Consider the following 16317-nt stretch of genomic DNA (forward strand, 5'->3'; position numbering starts at 1 on the left):
GTTTGGCGTCTGCGCGCGGCTGGAGAAGGGGTGCGCCGAGAACGCCCCGCCAGCCTGCCGGACCTGGTTTTGGGGTCGGTCTGTCGATTCATATCGCTACTAAAACATAACGGAGCATAAGGTGAGTGTGAGCCAACATCGCCGGAAAGATGCGCCTACTGTCCGTCAGCGCTGGTCAACGCTGGCCGTCACGGCACTGGGTCTGCTGCTTGCGCAGCCGGCCGCATATGCCGCGGGGTTCGGGCAATTGCGGGTTCAGTCGAATCTGGGTCAGCCGCTGCAGGCTGAGATCGACATCAGTGGGGTCAGTGCCGAAGAGGCCGCCGGGCTCAGTGTCAAGCTGGCGTCGCCAGCGGCGTATGCCGCGGCCGGGCTGACCTACCTGCCGGCCGTCAGCAGCCTGCGGCTGGAGGTGGAGCGCCGCCCGAACGGCAGCTATGTGGCCCGGGTCCGCTCCAACCAGCCGATCAGCGAGCCCTTTGTCGACATCCTGGTCGACATGAGCTGGGCCAGCGGCAAGGTCTCGCGCGCCTATACCTTCCTGCTTGACCCCGCCGGGGCCAAGCCTTCGAACCAGACCTTCTCGCCGGCGACGGTGGTGCAGGCGGCGACGCCGGATGCGCCGCCCGTAGCGGCACCGGCACCTGCCGCCGCGCCGCAGCCTGCGCCGGCCCAGGAAGCCGCGCCCGCCGCGGCTGCCGAGGCAGTCAAGCCAGCCGCGCCCGCGCGCCCGGCCCGCCAGAGCGCAAAGCGGGCGCCGGCACCGGCCGCCAGCGGCGGCACCGAAATGGCACCCGGCGGCGGCTACACCGTGCAGCGCGGCGACACGCTCTACGCCATTGCCGGCGAGGCCGTGCAAGGCCAGGAATCGGTCTCGCTGGACCAGATGCTGGTGGCGCTCTACCGCAACAATCCCAACGCCTTTATCGGCGGCAACATGAACCGGCTGCGCAGCGGCGCGGTGCTGCAGGTCCCGACCCAGCAGCAGGCGCAAGCCGTTGCACCCAAGGCCGCCCGCCGCGAGGTGGTGGCGCGCACGCAGGGCTTCGATGCCTACCGCGGCCGGCTGGCCAGCGCTGCCGCGGCCAAGTCGGTCGAGCCCGACAGCGGCCGCCAGCAGTCCGGCAACGTGACCGCCCGGGTGCAGGAGCAGGCGGCCCCGACCGACGGCCCGCGCGATGAACTGAAGCTCAGCAAGGCCGCGCGCGGCGCGCAGGCCGACGCCGCGGCCAAGGCCGAAGCCGGCGTCGCGCGCGAGCGTGAGCTCAAGGAGGCGCAGGCCCGCCTGGCGCAGCTGGAAAAGAACGTCGGCGACATGCAGAAGCTGCTCGAGCTGAAGAACGCCGAGATCGCCAAGCTGAGCCAGGCCAACCAGGCGGTGCTGGCCGAGAAGGAAAAGGCTGAGGCTGCGGCCAAGGCTGCGGCGGCGGCGCCGACCGTGGTGGCGGCCCAGCCGCCGAAGGCCGATGCCGTGGCCCCGGCCCCGGTTGCGGCCGCCGCGACGGCTGCCGCAACCGCAGCGACCGCAGCCAGCGCCCCGGCAGCGGCCGGCGCCAGCGCCGCGGACGCCGTGGCGCCTGCGGCAGTCTCAGCCGTGGCAGCGGCGCCCGCTTCGCAGCCGGCTGCCGCCGTTGCCAGTGCAACGCAGGCCGCCGCCGCCGCATCGGCCCCCGCGGCCAAGCGCCCGCCGGTGGTGGCGGCCCAGCCCGAGCCGGTGCCCGAACCGTCGTTCATCGATGGCCTGCTGGCCAACCCCATGCTGCTGCCCGGCGGTGGCCTGCTGGTGGCGCTGCTCGGCGTCTATGCGATCTATCGCCGCCGCCAGCAGCAGAAGGCGGGCGAGGCGACCGGCTTCGGCGACAGCATCCTGTCGCAGGAAAGCACGGTGATGGCCGGTGCCAATTCGCTGTTCGGCACGGCCGGGGGGCAGAGCGTCGACACCTCGCAGCACAGCGTGTTTGGCGCGGACTTCCGCATCGGCAACAACACGCCGGAAGCCAACGAGGTTGACCCGATCGCCGAGGCCGAGGTCTATATCGCCTATGGGCGCGATGTGCAGGCGGAGGAAATCCTGCGCGAAGCCCTGGAGAAGAACCCGGAGCAGCAGCCGGTGCGGCTCAAGCTCCTGGAGATTTACAGCAACAGACAGGATGTGGAAGGTTTCCGCGTGATTGCAGAAGAAATGTTCGCCCAGACCGGCGGACACGGGGCGGAATGGCTGAAGGCAGCAGAAATGGGGCGCGCGCTCGAACCGGGCAACGCGCTCTTCCTGGCGGTGACGCCCGAAGCGGCGGGGCCGGATACGACCTCGCCGGCAACCGACCAGTGGCGCACCCAGGACCCGTCGCAGAATCCGGCCTCGATCCCGCGGCTGGAGCCGTCGCTGGGTGACCTGGCGCTGCCGCTGGATGCCTTCCCGGCCCCGGCGGCCGGCGAGCCGATCGTGGCGCCTGCTTCCGCGGCGATGGTGTTTGGCGCTGACGCGCACGACGCCGGCGAGCCGGTACGGCTGGATCTCGGCCTGCCTCGCACCGGCGCCGACCCGCTTGCCGATGACGTGCCCACCCTCGACACGCCGACCCGCAGCCGTCCGCTGGAGTTCGACATGTCCGGGCTGTCGCTTGACCTGGGCAGCGCCGCGCAAGCCGACGCCCGCGGCAAGGATGTGCTGGACGAGGCCACCATGCCGCTGCCCGCCACCACCATGCTGCGCGACGGCAAGCTGGCCGAGCCGATCGACCTGTCGCGCGTGGCGCCTGAAACCGGCGGCGACCTCACGCACGGGGGTTCGCCGAGCACGCTGTCGGTCGACGGCGTGGACGGCGGGCGGGACATGCAGATCAAGCTTGACCTGGCTCGTGCCTATATCGAGATCGGCGACAAGGAAGGGGCGCGCGAACTGCTGCAGGAAGTGGTCGAGCAGTCGCAGGATCCGCTGCAGGCGGAGGCCCGTTCGCTGCTGCAGGAAGTGGCCTGAGCTATCATTGACGGTCCGGCCGCGGCACGCGCTGCCGCAGCCTGAAGCGATGCGCCGGAAGCGTCCCTTCCGGCGCATTTGCTTTTTCGGCGGACCTGGCGTGAACCACTGCGCCCGGACGTACCCGCCGCCTTGCCCGATCCCCTGACATGAACCGCATCGCTCTTGGCCTGCACTACGACGGCGCCGCCTTTTCCGGCTGGCAGTCGCAGCCGCACCGCAATACCGTGCAGGATCACCTGGAAAACGCCATCGAGCGCTTTGCCGGGGTGCGCCTGCTGACCACCGTGGCGGGGCGCACCGATACCGGCGTGCATGCGCTCGGCCAGGTCATCCACCTGGACACCGCGCTCGAGCGCGAGCCATTTTCCTGGGTGCGCGGCGTCAACGCCTTCCTGCCGCCGTCGATCGCGCTGCAATGGGCGCTGCCGGTGGACCAGGGTTTCCACGCGCGTTTCCTGGCGTTCGAGCGCATGTATTACTACGCGCTCTACACCGGGCCACACCGCGTGCCGCTGGTGCACGGCCGCGCCGGCTACCAGATGCTGCCGCCGGGCCAGCGGCTCGACGTCGACGCCATGCGCGAGGCCGCCGCATGCCTGCTCGGCGAGCATGATTTCTCTGCCTTCCGCGCCGCCGAATGCCAGGCCAAGTCGCCGGTCAAGACCATGTACGACGTCACCATCAGGGATGACGGCAACTGGGTGTTCCTGCGCTTTCGCGCCAGCGCCTTCCTGCACCACATGGTGCGCAACCTGATGGGCTGCCTGGTGGCGGTGGGGCGCGGACGCTACCCCGCGCACTGGCTGGCGCAGGTGCTGGCCGGGCGCGAGCGCAAGCTGGCGGCGCCGACCTTCATGCCGGACGGCCTCTACCTGGTCGGCGTCAAGTATCCTGATCCTTACCAGATCCCCGCGGCCGATCCGTCCGCGAGCCTGTTCCATGGAGTGTTCGATGACGCAGCCTGAGGCCGCTGAAGGCAGCACGGCGGGCAGCACAGTGCACATGCCGGCCCGCACCCGCATCAAGATCTGCGGCCTGACGCGCGAGGACGACGTGCGCGCCGCCGTGGACGCCGGCGCCGATGCCATCGGGCTGGTGTTCTACCCGAACAGCCCGCGCTGCGTCGACGTGGCGCGCGCCGCGGCGCTGGCCGAGGCCGCCGGGCCGTTCGTGGCGATCACCGGGCTGTTCGTCAATGCCGACCTGGAAGACATCGCCCATGTGGCCGAGCGCGTGCCGCTGACGCTGCTGCAACTGCACGGCGACGAGACCCCGCAGTTCTGCACGCAGGCGGCGCAGCGCTGCCGGCTGCCCTTCATGCGCGCCGCCCGTGTGCGCCCGGGGCTTGATTTGGTAGAATTTGCCGATCAATACCGTGATGCCGCTGCCTTGCTGCTCGATGCCTTCGTCGAAGGCTACGGTGGTGGCGGCCACGTCTTCGACTGGACCCTGATTCCCCCGGCATGGCTTCCGCCTACTCCTCCGGTACCAGCTACCGGCAACCCGAACGCAAGCGGCGCTCCTCGCATCGTTTTGAGTGGTGGGTTGAACGCGCAAAACGTCGCTGGCGCGATTGAACGCGTGCGGCCCTACGCTGTGGACGTCAGCAGCGGGGTAGAGGCCGCCAAGGGCGTGAAGGACCACGCCCGCATCGCCGCGTTCGTGCGCGCTGTGCGCAGTGCCGAGGCAGGATGAGCCGGGCCGTCTCCCGCGTCTTTCCCCATGCCGCCCGTGGCCTGCCGCATGCGCGCACACGCATCGCAGTCAACCATGCGCCCTTGCCGGATGAGGCAAGGCCGCTGTTCCGAAGAGTCTAGACATGTACGACTTGCCCGATTCCCGTGGCCATTTCGGCCCCTATGGCGGCACCTTCGTGTCGGAAACGCTGGTCCACGCGCTCGACGAGCTGCGCGAGGCCTATGCGCACTACCAGAAGGATCCGGAGTTCGATGCCGAATACCGCCGCGAACTGAAGCACTTTGTCGGCCGCCCGTCGCCGATCTACCACGCGCAGCGCTGGAGCGAGACGCTCGGTGGCGCGCAGATCTACTTCAAGCGCGAAGACCTGAACCACACCGGCGCGCACAAGATCAACAACGTGATCGGCCAGGCGCTGCTGGCCAAGCGCATGGGCAAGCCGCGCGTGATCGCCGAGACCGGGGCAGGGCAGCACGGCGTGGCCACCGCCACCATTGCCGCGCGCTTCGGCATGGAGTGCGTGGTCTACATGGGGGCCGAGGACGTCAAGCGCCAGGCCGCCAACGTCTACCGCATGAAGCTGCTGGGCGCCACCGTGGTGCCGGTGGAAAGCGGCTCGCGCACGCTCAAGGACGCGCTCAATGAAGCCATGCGCGACTGGGTCACCAACGTCGAGAACACCTTCTACATCATCGGCACCGTGGCCGGCCCGCATCCGTACCCGATGATGGTGCGCGACTTCCAGTGCGTGATCGGCGAGGAAGCCAAGGTGCAGATGCCGGAGATGACGGGCCGCCAGCCGGATGCCGTGATCGCCTGCGTCGGCGGCGGCTCCAATGCCATGGGCATCTTCTACCCGTATATCGAGCACCAGGACGTGCAGCTGATCGGTGTGGAAGCCGCCGGCGACGGCCTCGACACCGGCCGCCACGCGGCCTCGCTGACCGGCGGCACGCCGGGCGTGCTGCACGGCAACCGCACCTACCTGCTGCAGGACGCCAACGGCCAGATCATCGAGACCCATTCGGTGTCGGCCGGCCTGGACTACCCGGGCGTGGGCCCCGAGCATGCGTGGCTCAAGGACAGCGGTCGCGCGCAGTACGTGCCGATCACGGATGAAGAAGCGCTCAAGGCCTTCCACGACTGCTGCCGCATCGAGGGCATCATCCCGGCGCTGGAATCGAGCCACGCCATCGCCTATGCCTGCAAGCTGGCGCCGACGCTGCCCAAGGACAAGCTGCTGCTGGTGAACCTGTCCGGCCGCGGCGACAAGGACATGCACACCGTGGCCGAGCGCGCGGGGCTCAAGCTCTGATGCGCGCGCTGCCTCCGACCGGACTTGCCGTGGGCGGCGCGGGGGCGCCGGATGCGTCCGGAGCGCCCGATTCCGCCCAGCTGCGCCTGTTCCAGGAAGACATGTTCGAGGGCATTGCCCGCCTGCCGGACGGCTCGGTCGACCTGATCGTCGCCGATCCGCCCTACGGGCTGGGCAAGGACTACGGCAACGATTCCGACCTGCTGTCGGGCCAGGAGTATCTGGACTGGTCCGAGCGCTGGATGAACGCGGTCGTGCCCAAGCTCGCGCCCAAGGGAACGCTCTACCTGTTCTGCACCTGGCAGTATTCGCCAGAGCTGTTCGTGATGCTCAAGCGGCGCCTGACCATGATCAACGAGATCATCTGGGATCGCCGCGTGCCCAGCATGGGCGGCACCACGCGCAAGTTCTCGTCGGTGCACGACAACATCGGCTTTTTTGCCCGCGCGCGCGACTACTACTTCGATCTCGACCCGGTCCGCATTCCCTACGACCCCGAGACCAAGAAGGCGCGCAGCCGTCCGCGTTTCGAAGGCAAGAAGTGGCTGGAGGTGGGCTACAACCCGAAGGACCTGTGGAGCGTCTCGCGCATCCACCGCCAGGACCCGGAGCGCGCCAACCACCCGACGCAGAAGCCGCTGGAAATCGTCGAGCGCATGGTGCTGTCAAGCTGCCCGCCGGGCGGCCTGGTGCTGGATCCGTTCGCCGGCAGCGGCACCACCGCGGTGGCCTGCCTGCGCCACGGACGGCGCTTTGCCGGCTTCGAGATCAACCCGGAGTATGTGCAGGTGGCATGCGATCGCGTGTCTGCCGCCGCTGCAGCCCTTGCCGTCACGAATGCAGCCGCCGAGCCTGCCGCCACCCCAACCCTGGCCGCCGCCAACGACGATGTCTCGCCGGCGCCGCGGCCTCACCTGATTCCCTGATATGTCCCGTATCCAGAAGACGTTCGCGGCGCTGGCCGCGCAGCAGAAGAAGGGCCTGATTCCGTTTATCACCGCCGGCGATCCCGAGCCCGGCCTGACCGTGGCGCTGATGCATGCGCTGGTGGCGGGCGGCGCTGACGTGATCGAGCTGGGCGTGCCGTTCTCCGACCCGATGGCCGACGGCCCGGTGATCCAGCGCGCCTCCGAGCGCGCGCTGGCGCAGGGCGTGTCGCTGACCCAGGTGCTGCAGTGGGTGCGCGAGTTCCGCCAGACCAATGCCGATACCCCGGTGGTGCTGATGGGCTACGCCAATCCGATCGAGTGCATGGGCGAGCAGGTCTTTGCCGCCGCCGCGCGCGAAGCCGGCGTCGACGGCGTGCTGGTGGTCGACTATCCGCCCGAGGAGTGCGAGTCGTTCGCCACGCTGATGCGCGACAACGGCATGGACCCGATCTTCCTGCTGGCGCCGACTTCGACCGATGCCCGCATCGAGGCCGTGGCGCGCGTGGCCAGCGGCTACCTGTACTACGTGTCGCTCAAGGGCGTGACCGGCTCGGCCGCGATCGACCTGGACAGCGTGGCGGCGCGCTTGCCGCTGATCAAGCAGCATGCCAACCTGCCGGTGGGCGTGGGCTTCGGCATCCGCGACGCGCAGACCGCGCGCGCGATCGGCAGCGTGGCCGATGCCGTGGTGATCGGCAGCCGCCTGGTGCAGCTGCTGGAGGACACCCCGCGCGAACAGGCGGTGGCGACGCTGCAGGTGTTTATCGCCGAGATCCGCCAGGCGCTGGATAGTTGAAGTGATCTAATGTCGGCCTGATGATCATTTTTAAGTGCTTCAATGTGCGCAAATCGCGCGTTGCGCTTCGAGGTCACCGGGCCGGCATGGTAAATTCGCGGGTTGATTCCCTGCCATCTGCCAACAGGCGTCCCGACACCGGGCTTGCCGGCGGACCGCAGTCATCCGAAAGGAGCTTTCATGAGCTGGTTGGATAAACTCCTGCCCCCCAAGATTCAACAGACCGACCCCAGCACCCGCAAGGGCATCCCTGAGGGATTGTGGGTCAAGTGCCCGTCGTGCGAGTCCACCCTGTACCGGACCGACGTCGAGGCCAACCTGCACGTCTGCCCCAAGTGCGACCACCATATGCGCATCAGCGCGCGGGCGCGCCTGGACGGGCTGCTGGACGCCGAAGGCCGCTATGAGATCGGCCAGGAGATCGTGCCGGTCGACGCCCTCAAGTTCAAGGATTCCAAGAAGTACCCGGACCGCATCAAGGCCGCCATGGATGACACCGGCGAGACCGATGCCATGGTGGTGATGGGCGGTGCCATCCACACCATCCCGGTGGTGGTCAGCTGCTTCGAGTTCGAGTTCATGGGCGGTTCGATGGGCTCGGTGGTGGGTGAGCGCTTCGTGCGCGGCGCGCAGGCTGCGCTGGAGCAGAAGGTGCCGTTCATCTGCTTTACCGCCACCGGCGGCGCGCGCATGCAGGAAAGCCTGCTGTCGCTGCTGCAGATGGCCAAGACCACCTCGATGCTGAACCAGCTGAGCGCGGCCAAGCTGCCGTTCATCAGCGTGCTGACCGACCCGACCATGGGCGGCGTGTCGGCCAGCTTCGCCTTCCTGGGCGACGTGGTGATCGCCGAGCCCAAGGCGCTGATCGGCTTTGCCGGCCCGCGCGTGATCGAGCAGACCGTGCGCGAGAAGCTGCCTGAAGGCTTCCAGCGCTCGGAGTTCCTGATCCAGAAGGGCGCCATCGACATGATCGTCGACCGCCGCAAGATGCGCGCGGAACTGGCGCAGCTGCTGGCGCTGCTGCAGAAGCAGCCGGCCGACGCGGTGGCATAACAACGTCTGCATGGCAGATCAAGGGCGCGGGTGGTTGACGCGCCTTTCGCTTTTCCTGGCCGCCCCGGTGGCTATGTCGGGCCGGGTGCAAGCCCGGCCTTGACTTTGCCGCTGGCTGGCCAAATCTGGTAGCAACAGCTTTTCCTCGCACCCCACATGCCTGTCTTCCATACGCTCCCCGAATGGCTTGCCCATCTCGAAACCGCCCATCCCGTGGGCATCGACATGGGCCTGGCGCGCATCACGCGCGTGAAGGAGGCCCTCGGGCTGCGCATCGACGCCGTGGTGTTCACGGTGGGCGGCACCAACGGCAAGGGCTCTACCTGCGCGATGCTCGAGCGCATCCTGCTGGAGGCCGGCTACAAGGTGGGCTGCCATACCTCGCCGCACCTGATCTCGTTCAACGAGCGCGCCCGCATCAATGGCGAGATCGCCACCGATGCGCAGCTGCTGCCGCATTTCGAGGCGGTCGAGCGCGCGCGCAACAGCTTTGCCGACCCGGTCAGCCTGACCTACTTCGAGTTCACCACGCTGGCGATCATCCATGCCTTCGCCGCGGCCGGGCTGGACGCGATCATCCTGGAAGTGGGCCTGGGCGGGCGCCTGGACGCGGTCAACGTGATCGATACCGACTGCGCCATCGTCACCAGCGTCGATATCGACCATACCCAGTACCTGGGCCATACGCGCGAGGAGATCGGCTTCGAGAAGGCCGGCATCTTCCGCCCGGGCGTGCCCGCGATCTGTGGCGACCCGATGCCGCCCAAGTCGCTGGTGGCGCACGCCGAGGCCGTCGGCGCCGAGTTGTGGCTGGTGGGGCGCGACTACCATTTCCACGCCGCCAAGGGCCAGGAGCGCCAGCAATGGGACTGGAGCGGCGGCGGGCGCAAGCTTAACGGCCTGGGCTACCCGGCGCTGCGCGGCGCCAACCAGCTGCTCAACGCGGCGGCGGCGCTGGCCGCGCTGCAGGCCATGCGCCCGCGCCTGCCGGTCAGCGCACAGGAAGTGCGCAACGGCCTGGCTTTTGTTGAGCTGCCGGGCCGCTTCCAGGTGCTGCCAGGCCGCCCGGCCGTGATCCTGGACGTGGCGCACAATCCGCATGCGGCGGCCACGCTGGGGCAGAACCTGGAGAACATGGGGTTCTTCCGCTACACCTACGCGGTGTTCGGCGCGATGCAGGACAAGGACATCGCCGGGGTGCTGCAGCACGTGGCCGACAAGGTCGACCACTGGTGCCTGTGCGACCTGCCGACCGAGCGCGCCGCCAGGGCCGCGGACCTGCTCGCCAAGCTGGAGGCGGGCGGATTCCGCCCCGGCCCGGACGCCACCGCGGCCTGCTTCTCCAGCCCCGAGGCGGCATTCCGCGATGCCATCGAGCGAGCCACCGAGAATGATAGAATTCTGGTCTTCGGATCGTTCTATACCGTCGCCGGCGTGATGGCGTATCGTGCCACGCAGGCTAACTGAAGCAGGCGCCCCGGCGCCCGCTGACCTGGCAACCCCGGCGGCCTTGGCCGATCAATGAGCGGCAAACGCAACGAGCGGCCCCACAAGGCCGTATCACCGAACCAATCTATGGGCCTGCTTTCGCTGTTTTCTTCCCGCAAGGGCAACGACCCGGCACCCGAGCGTGCGCGGCGCCAGCGCACCGACACGGGTGCAGGCATCGCCTCGTCGCGCCGTCTGGCCGATGACTATGCCGACGATACGCTCGACCCCGAATTCCCGCAGAAGCAGCGCGCGCGCCGCCGCCTGATCGGCGCCGTGGTGCTGATGGTGGCCGCCGTGATCGTGCTGCCGATCGTGTTCGAGACCAAGCCGCGGCCGGTGTCCGATGACGTCTCGGTAAAGGTCGCAAACGGGGTCACGGGCGCGCAGGGGGCGCAGAAGCCCCGCGTCGAGCCGCGCAAGGCCGACCCGCTGCCGCCCACGCCGGCGGCGCGCAATGATGCCGAGGCGCTCGACGCCGGCGAGGAAATCGTCAGCGCGCCCAAGCCCGCGGCCGCCGCAGCCGCCGCAGCCGCTGCGGACAAGCCGGCGCAACGGGCTGAAGCCAAGCCCGAAGCCAAGCCGGGCAGCGGCAAGTACCTGATCCTGATCGGCGCCTTCTCTTCCGAAGAGCGCGCCAAGGGCTGGCTGGCCAAGCTCAAGGCGAGCAAGGTCCCGGCCTATGTCGAAAAGAAAATGCTGGCCGATGGCGAGCGCATCCTGCTGCGTGCCGGCCCCTTCAGCGACCGTGACGCCGCCGACGCCGCCGACAAGCGTGTGCGCGCGGTGGGGCTGACCTCGAAGGTCGTGGAACAGTAAGGGGCAAGCACGGCCGGCGCCTGTGCCCGGCCGCAAGCAATGATGCAGCCGACTTTCTTCGACTATGCCGTGGTCTTCATCCTGCTGGCCTCGGGCGTGCTCGGCGTGCTGCGCGGCCTGGTGCGCGAGGTGCTCTCGCTGATCGGCTGGGTGGTGGCGTTCTGGGTGGCGTTCCGCTATGGCGCGGTGGCCGCGGGCTGGATGCCTGAATCGATGCCTGGCGGCGAGCTGGCGCGCCATGCGCTGGGTTTCGTGGTGCTGCTGATCGGCACCGTGCTGGGCGCCTCGCTGGCCGGCATGGTGGTCGGGCAGCTGCTGGAGAGCACCGGGCTCAAGCCCGCCGACCGCGGGCTGGGACTGATGTTCGGCCTGCTGCGCGGCGTGCTGCTGGTGATGGTGATGGTCACGCTGGCCAGCCTGACCAAATTGCCGGAAGAACCGTTCTGGCGCGACGCGGTAAGCCGCCCTTATGTGATGCAGGCCATGGAATCGGTGAAGCCATGGCTGCCGCCGGAGCTGGCGAAGTACGTCAAGACATGAAGCCGGGCATGGTGCCCGGTCGGTAGTACGCAGGCCTTTGGGTCCGGGGGATTTCCGGACCAGGCTGCGCCCCCTGATTCAAAGCCTTTCCTGGGAGCTTGGCAATGTGCGGTATCGTCGGCGTGGTTTCAGCCACGCCTGTCAACCAATTGATTTACGACAGCCTGCTGTTGTTGCAACATCGCGGACAGGATGCTGCCGGCATCGCCACCGCCAACGGCAGTACTTTCCACATGCACAAGGCCAACGGCCTGGTGCGCGATGTCTTCCGCACCCGCAATATGCGCAGCCTGCCCGGCGCCGCCGGTATCGGCCAGGTGCGCTATCCGACCGCTGGCTCGGCATCCAGCGAGGAAGAAGCGCAGCCGTTCTACGTGAACGCGCCCTATGGCGTGATCCTGGCGCATAACGGCAACCTGACCAACTGGGAGCAGCTGCGCGAGGAGATGTTCCGCCGCGACCGCCGCCACATCAACACGCATTCGGACACCGAAGTGCTGCTGAACGTGCTGGCCGACGAGCTGCAGCGCGCCAGCAACGGCATGGCGCTGGACCCGGACACCATCTTCACGGCGGTCAGCGGCCTGCACCGCCGCGTACGCGGCTCGTATGCCATTGCCGCGCAGATCGCCGGCTACGGCATGCTGGCGGTGCGCGACCCGTTCGGCATCCGCCCGCTGTGCCTGGGCAGCGTCGAGACCCCCACCGGCAAGGAATGGATGGTGGCATCCGAGTCCGTGGCGCTGGAAGGCATCGGCTACAAGCTCGAGCGCGACGTGGCGCCGGGCGAGGCCATCTTCATCGACCTGGACGGCAAGCTCTACAGCAAGCAGTGCGCCGAGAACGCGGTGCTGACGCCGTGCATTTTCGAGTACGTCTACCTGGCCCGCCCGGATTCGTGCATCGACGGCGTGCCGGTCTATGACGCGCGCCTGCGCATGGGCGACTACCTGGCCGAGAAGATCCGCCAGGAAGTGTCAGCCGGCGATGTCGACGTGGTCATGCCGATTCCCGATTCCAGCCGTCCGGCCGCGATGCAGGTGGCCAACCGCCTGGGCGTGAACTACCGCGAAGGCTTCTTCAAGAACCGCTACGTCGGCCGCACCTTCATCATGCCCGGCCAGGCGGTGCGCAAGAAGTCGGTGCGCCAGAAGCTCAATGCCATGGGCGTGGAGTTCAAGGGCAAGAACGTGCTGATCGTCGATGACTCGATCGTGCGCGGCACCACCTCGTTCGAGATCGTGCAGATGGCGCGCGATGCCGGCGCCAACAAGGTGATCTTCGCCTCGGCCGCGCCGCCGGTGAAGTACCCCAACGTGTATGGCATCGACATGCCGACCCGCAGCGAGCTGGTGGCCCATAACCGCACCCACGAAGAGATTGCGAAGATCATCGGCGCGGACAAGCTGGTGTACCAGGACGTGGAAGCGATGAAGCAGGCCGTGCGCGACATCAACCCGGCGCTGAAGGACTTCGATGCTTCGTGCTTCGATGGCCGCTACATCACCGGCGATATCGACGAGGCCTACCTGAACCGCCTGGAAACGGCGCGCAGCCAGGCCGACCGCGACGGCACCAATGGCGACACCGAGCGCTCGCAACTGCACCTGCAGCGCTCCGGCGGCAACGAGTAAGCCGTGCCGCCGCTGTCCGCGCGTTGACGAATGCGGAGCCCGGCCGTAACATGGCCGGGCGTCGATTTGATAGTCAGCTTGCGGACGCGGGTCCAGCCCGAAACAGCTAAAGAGATGGCGGTCAGCAACGATTCCCGATGCGCAGTGCCTTCGCGGCGCAGCGATTTCCGGAAGCCGGCCGCCACAGCCTGAAGCCGAAGGCCATTCGCAGAACAGCAAGCCCGTCGATCCGACCACCCGATCGCACGGGCTTTTTTCATGGCCGCGCGCCGGTCCACCTGGCCGGCGCCGGCTCGTCGAAACCATCGCATTCGCGCGGGTACGACCGCGCTCCACCAGCATGAACGAACCGCTCAACCCCGAATCGCTCGGCATCGACACCCTCGGCGTGCGCGCCGGCACGCTGCGCAGCGAATTCATGGAGCACTCCGAAGCCATTTACCTGACCTCGAGCTTCTGCTTCAACAGCGCCGCCGAGGCCGCCGAACGCTTCGCCAACTCGGAAGAGGGCTTCACCTACTCGCGCTTCACCAACCCGACCGTGTCGATGTTCCAGTCGCGCCTGGCCGCGCTGGAAGGCGCGCAGGCCTGCATGGCGACCGCCTCGGGCATGAGCGCGATCCTGTCGGTGGTGCTGTCGTCGATGCAGGCGGGCGACCACCTGGTCAGCTCGCGCGCGATCTTCGGCTCGACCATGACGCTGTTCGGCAATATCTTCTCGAAGTTCGGCGTCGAGACCACCTTCGTCGACCCGAGCGACCTGAACGCATGGCGCGCCGCGGTGCGCCCGAACACCAAGCTGCTCTTCCTGGAAACGCCGTCGAACCCGCTGACCGAAGTGGCCGATATCGCCGCCGTGGCCGACATCGCCCACGACGCCGGCGCGCTGCTGGTGGTCGACAACTGCTTCTGTTCGCCGGCGCTGCAGCAGCCGATGAAGTTCGGCGCCGACATCGTGGTGCATTCGGCCACCAAGCATATCGACGGCCAGGGCCGCGTGCTGGGCGGCGCGGTGCTGGGCTCGCACGACTTCATCATGGGCAAGGTGTTCCCGTTCGTTCGCACCGCGGGCCCGACACTGTCGGCGTTCAACGCCTGGGTGCTGCTCAAGGGCATGGAGACGCTGGCGATCCGCATGGAACGCCATTCGGCCAGCGCGCTGGCGCTGGCGCAGTTCCTGGAATCGCATCCGGCGGTGGCGCGCGTGTTCCACCCGGCGCTGAAGTCGCACCCGCAGCACGCGATCGCCATGCGCCAGCAAAGCGGCGGCGGCGCGATCGTGTCGTTCGAGCTGAAGGGCGCCACGCCCGAGCAGCAGCGGGCCAATGCCTGGCGCGTGATCGACAACACCCGGCTGTGCTCGATCACCGGCAACCTGGGCGACACCCGCACCACCATCACGCACCCGTACACCACCACGCACGCGCGCGTGAGCCCCGAGGCCAAGGCGGCCGCGGGCGTCGGCGAAGGGCTGATCCGGCTGGCGGTGGGGCTGGAGTCGGTCGATGACCTGAAGGCCGACCTGCTGCGCGGCCTGGGCGACTGAGGGCTTACTGCGCCGGCTGTGGCGGCTGTGCAGGTTGTGGCGACGGGGGCGGCGCGGGTTCGTCGCTGCCGGCCACGGCCTTCACGCCTGCGGCCGTGACGTCGTAGGTGGTGCTGACCGCGGTTGTCGCCACGCTGACGGCGGCCGATCCGACGGTAGCCACCGTCGACACCGCGGCACTACCCACGGCCATCACCATGCACCCGGCCAGTGACGCCGTGGCGCATGCGGCCGCCAGCGCCAGGACGGTGCGCTGCAAGGTGGCGGAATCTCCGCTATCGTTGCGCACGTTGCGACGCAATCCGAGAAATCGATATGGCATGGACACTGCTGGCCCTGGCAGGGCTGTTCGAGGTGGTGTGGGCGATCGGGCTGAAGTACACCGAAGGTTTTACGCGGCTGGTGCCCAGCGTCATCACGCTGATCGGCATGGCCATCAGCGTGCTGCTGCTGGCGCTGGCCCTGCGGCATATCCCGGTCGGGACCGGCTATGCTGTCTGGACCGGGATTGGCGCGGTCGGCACCGCGATCCTCGGCATCATACTCTTCAATGAGCCCGCCACTGCGGCGCGGCTGGCCTGCATCGGCCTGATCGTGTGCGGTATTGGCGGGCTCAAGCTCGTGGGCAGCGCCTGAGGCCCGGCATGCGGCAGTCTTAGCGCAGCAGCCGGCGGCGCAGCAGCACCAGGCACACTACCAGCGCCACCATTGCATAGGCGCCCAGTACCGCCAGGTGCAGGCCGACATCCTCCGACGGACGGCCCAGCATCAGCGGCCGGATCAGCGCCACCGCATGCGCCAGCGGCAGTACCTTGGTGGCTGCCTGCACGCCTTCGGGCAACTGTTCCAGCGGGAAGAACACGCCCGACAGCAGCAGCATCGGCGTCATCACCAGGGTCTGGTAGAACATGAAGAAGTCGTAGCTGGGCGCCAGCGCGGTGACAATCATCGCCAGCGCGGCAAAGGCAATGCCGGCCAGCACGATCACCGGCAGCGCCAGCAGCGCGCCGGGCATCTGCGCATAGCCGAGCGCGCCCGCCACCAGCATGATGGCCAGCCCGGACAGCACCGCCTTGCTGGCCGCCCAGGCGATCTCGCCCAGCACCACGTCGCCCAGCGTCAGCGGGGCATGCATGATCGCCTCCCAGGTGCGCTGCACGTGCATGCGCGAGAACGCCGAATACATCGACTCGAAGCTGGCCGACATCATCACGCTGGACGCGGTGGTGCCGGCGGCCAGGAAGGCGATATACGACACGCCGTCGACCTCGCCCACCATCAGCCCCAGCCCGAGGCCGAGGCCGAACAGGTAGATCATCGGGTCGGCGAGGTTGCCGATCATCGACGGGATGGCCAGCTTCTTCCACACCATGTAGTTGCGGTACCAGACCATCATCCAGTTGCGCAGGTTGCGCGGCAGCAGCGGCTGCGGATAGCGCTGGCGCGGCGTCGCGGCGGCGTGGCCGCCAGCGGCCGCGGGGGCAGTGGTGGTATCCGCGCGGGGATCCTGTTCGCTCAT

15 protein-coding genes are annotated in these 16317 nt (G+C 68.3%); 13 read left to right on the plus strand and 2 right to left on the minus strand.

The features are described from left to right. The first annotated feature begins 121 nt into the window (after positions 1-121). The 12 genes from AC3WQZ_RS08695 (at position 122) to AC3WQZ_RS08750 (ending at position 14798) form a co-directional block, all read left to right on the plus strand. The gene (locus tag AC3WQZ_RS08695) at positions 122-2977 is read left to right on the plus strand and encodes a motility hub landmark protein FimV (RefSeq protein ID WP_492300345.1); all 2856 of its coding nucleotides are present in this window, start codon (positions 122-124) and stop codon (positions 2975-2977) included. A gap of 149 nt (positions 2978-3126) precedes the next feature. Continuing rightward, positions 3127-3945: a tRNA pseudouridine(38-40) synthase TruA gene (gene truA, locus AC3WQZ_RS08700; protein ID WP_011615742.1), complete on the plus strand. Its 819-nt coding sequence runs from the start codon at positions 3127-3129 to the stop codon at positions 3943-3945. Next, entirely contained in the window at positions 3932-4675 is a 744-nt protein-coding gene (locus tag AC3WQZ_RS08705) for a phosphoribosylanthranilate isomerase (RefSeq protein ID WP_010814633.1), read from the plus strand. The genes truA and AC3WQZ_RS08705 overlap by 14 nt, the downstream gene beginning before the upstream one ends. A 124-nt stretch (positions 4676-4799) precedes the next feature. Further along, positions 4800-5993, plus strand: coding sequence for a tryptophan synthase subunit beta (gene trpB / locus AC3WQZ_RS08710; protein ID WP_010814634.1), 1194 nt, complete (start codon positions 4800-4802; stop codon positions 5991-5993). Then, complete coding sequence (locus tag AC3WQZ_RS08715; protein ID WP_010814635.1) at positions 5993-6919, plus strand: DNA-methyltransferase; 927 nt, start codon at positions 5993-5995, stop codon at positions 6917-6919. The genes trpB and AC3WQZ_RS08715 overlap by 1 nt, the downstream gene beginning before the upstream one ends. Before the next feature lies 1 nt (position 6920). Continuing rightward, positions 6921-7718, plus strand: a complete 798-nt coding sequence (trpA, locus tag AC3WQZ_RS08720) for a tryptophan synthase subunit alpha (protein ID WP_492300346.1) — start codon at positions 6921-6923, stop codon at positions 7716-7718. A 180-nt stretch (positions 7719-7898) separates the two neighbouring features. After that, a complete protein-coding gene (gene accD, locus AC3WQZ_RS08725) occupies positions 7899-8771 on the plus strand; it encodes an acetyl-CoA carboxylase, carboxyltransferase subunit beta (protein WP_010814637.1) in 873 nt (290 codons plus the stop codon). A 156-nt stretch (positions 8772-8927) separates the two neighbouring features. Next, on the plus strand, positions 8928-10238 hold the full coding sequence (gene folC, locus AC3WQZ_RS08730; protein ID WP_010814638.1) for a bifunctional tetrahydrofolate synthase/dihydrofolate synthase: 1311 nt from the start codon (positions 8928-8930) through the stop codon (positions 10236-10238). A gap of 108 nt (positions 10239-10346) precedes the next feature. Continuing rightward, complete coding sequence (locus tag AC3WQZ_RS08735) at positions 10347-11078, plus strand: SPOR domain-containing protein (RefSeq protein WP_010814639.1); 732 nt, start codon at positions 10347-10349, stop codon at positions 11076-11078. Positions 11079-11120: 42 nt separating this feature from the next. Beyond that, positions 11121-11618: a CvpA family protein gene (locus AC3WQZ_RS08740; protein ID WP_010814640.1), complete on the plus strand. Its 498-nt coding sequence runs from the start codon at positions 11121-11123 to the stop codon at positions 11616-11618. 104 nt (positions 11619-11722) lie between these two features. Then, the gene (gene purF, locus AC3WQZ_RS08745) at positions 11723-13252 is read left to right on the plus strand and encodes an amidophosphoribosyltransferase (RefSeq protein ID WP_010814641.1); all 1530 of its coding nucleotides are present in this window, start codon (positions 11723-11725) and stop codon (positions 13250-13252) included. Between the two features lie 340 nt (positions 13253-13592). Beyond that, the gene (locus tag AC3WQZ_RS08750; protein ID WP_492300348.1) at positions 13593-14798 is read left to right on the plus strand and encodes an O-succinylhomoserine sulfhydrylase; all 1206 of its coding nucleotides are present in this window, start codon (positions 13593-13595) and stop codon (positions 14796-14798) included. 4 nt (positions 14799-14802) lie between these two features. Here AC3WQZ_RS08750 and AC3WQZ_RS08755 read toward each other — a convergent pair whose 3' ends face one another. Continuing rightward, positions 14803-15120 carry a hypothetical protein gene (locus AC3WQZ_RS08755; protein ID WP_414220945.1) on the minus strand — a complete coding sequence of 106 codons (318 nt, stop codon included), beginning with the start codon at positions 15118-15120 and terminating at the stop codon, positions 14803-14805. On the opposite strand from AC3WQZ_RS08755, the gene sugE reads away from it, so the two are divergent. Beyond that, positions 15114-15434: a quaternary ammonium compound efflux SMR transporter SugE gene (gene sugE, locus AC3WQZ_RS08760; RefSeq protein WP_492300350.1), complete on the plus strand. Its 321-nt coding sequence runs from the start codon at positions 15114-15116 to the stop codon at positions 15432-15434. The genes AC3WQZ_RS08755 and sugE overlap by 7 nt on opposite strands. A gap of 19 nt (positions 15435-15453) precedes the next feature. Here sugE and AC3WQZ_RS08765 read toward each other — a convergent pair whose 3' ends face one another. After that, a complete protein-coding gene (locus AC3WQZ_RS08765; RefSeq protein ID WP_492300351.1) occupies positions 15454-16317 on the minus strand; it encodes an ABC transporter permease in 864 nt (287 codons plus the stop codon).

The organism is Cupriavidus sp. FW305-26 (assembly GCF_058787975.1).

Bases quoted from the DNA above. Each gene is read 5' to 3' on its own strand.
- AC3WQZ_RS08715 (WP_010814635.1), top strand. From the start codon at position 5,993: ATGCGCGCGCTGCCTCCGACCGGACTTGCCGTGGGCGGCGCGGGGGCG.
- trpA (WP_492300346.1), top strand. From the start codon at position 6,921: ATGTCCCGTATCCAGAAGACGTTCGCGGCGCTGGCCGCGCAGCAGAAG.
- AC3WQZ_RS08765 (WP_492300351.1), bottom strand. From the start codon at position 16,317: ATGAGCGAACAGGATCCCCGCGCGGATACCACCACTGCCCCCGCGGCC.
- AC3WQZ_RS08705 (WP_010814633.1), top strand. From the start codon at position 3,932: ATGACGCAGCCTGAGGCCGCTGAAGGCAGCACGGCGGGCAGCACAGTG.
- accD (WP_010814637.1), top strand. From the start codon at position 7,899: ATGAGCTGGTTGGATAAACTCCTGCCCCCCAAGATTCAACAGACCGAC.
- AC3WQZ_RS08755 (WP_414220945.1), bottom strand. From the start codon at position 15,120: ATGCCATATCGATTTCTCGGATTGCGTCGCAACGTGCGCAACGATAGC.
- AC3WQZ_RS08750 (WP_492300348.1), top strand. From the start codon at position 13,593: ATGAACGAACCGCTCAACCCCGAATCGCTCGGCATCGACACCCTCGGC.
- folC (WP_010814638.1), top strand. From the start codon at position 8,928: ATGCCTGTCTTCCATACGCTCCCCGAATGGCTTGCCCATCTCGAAACC.
- purF (WP_010814641.1), top strand. From the start codon at position 11,723: ATGTGCGGTATCGTCGGCGTGGTTTCAGCCACGCCTGTCAACCAATTG.
- AC3WQZ_RS08740 (WP_010814640.1), top strand. From the start codon at position 11,121: ATGCAGCCGACTTTCTTCGACTATGCCGTGGTCTTCATCCTGCTGGCC.
- truA (WP_011615742.1), top strand. From the start codon at position 3,127: ATGAACCGCATCGCTCTTGGCCTGCACTACGACGGCGCCGCCTTTTCC.
- trpB (WP_010814634.1), top strand. From the start codon at position 4,800: ATGTACGACTTGCCCGATTCCCGTGGCCATTTCGGCCCCTATGGCGGC.
- sugE (WP_492300350.1), top strand. From the start codon at position 15,114: ATGGCATGGACACTGCTGGCCCTGGCAGGGCTGTTCGAGGTGGTGTGG.
- AC3WQZ_RS08735 (WP_010814639.1), top strand. From the start codon at position 10,347: ATGGGCCTGCTTTCGCTGTTTTCTTCCCGCAAGGGCAACGACCCGGCA.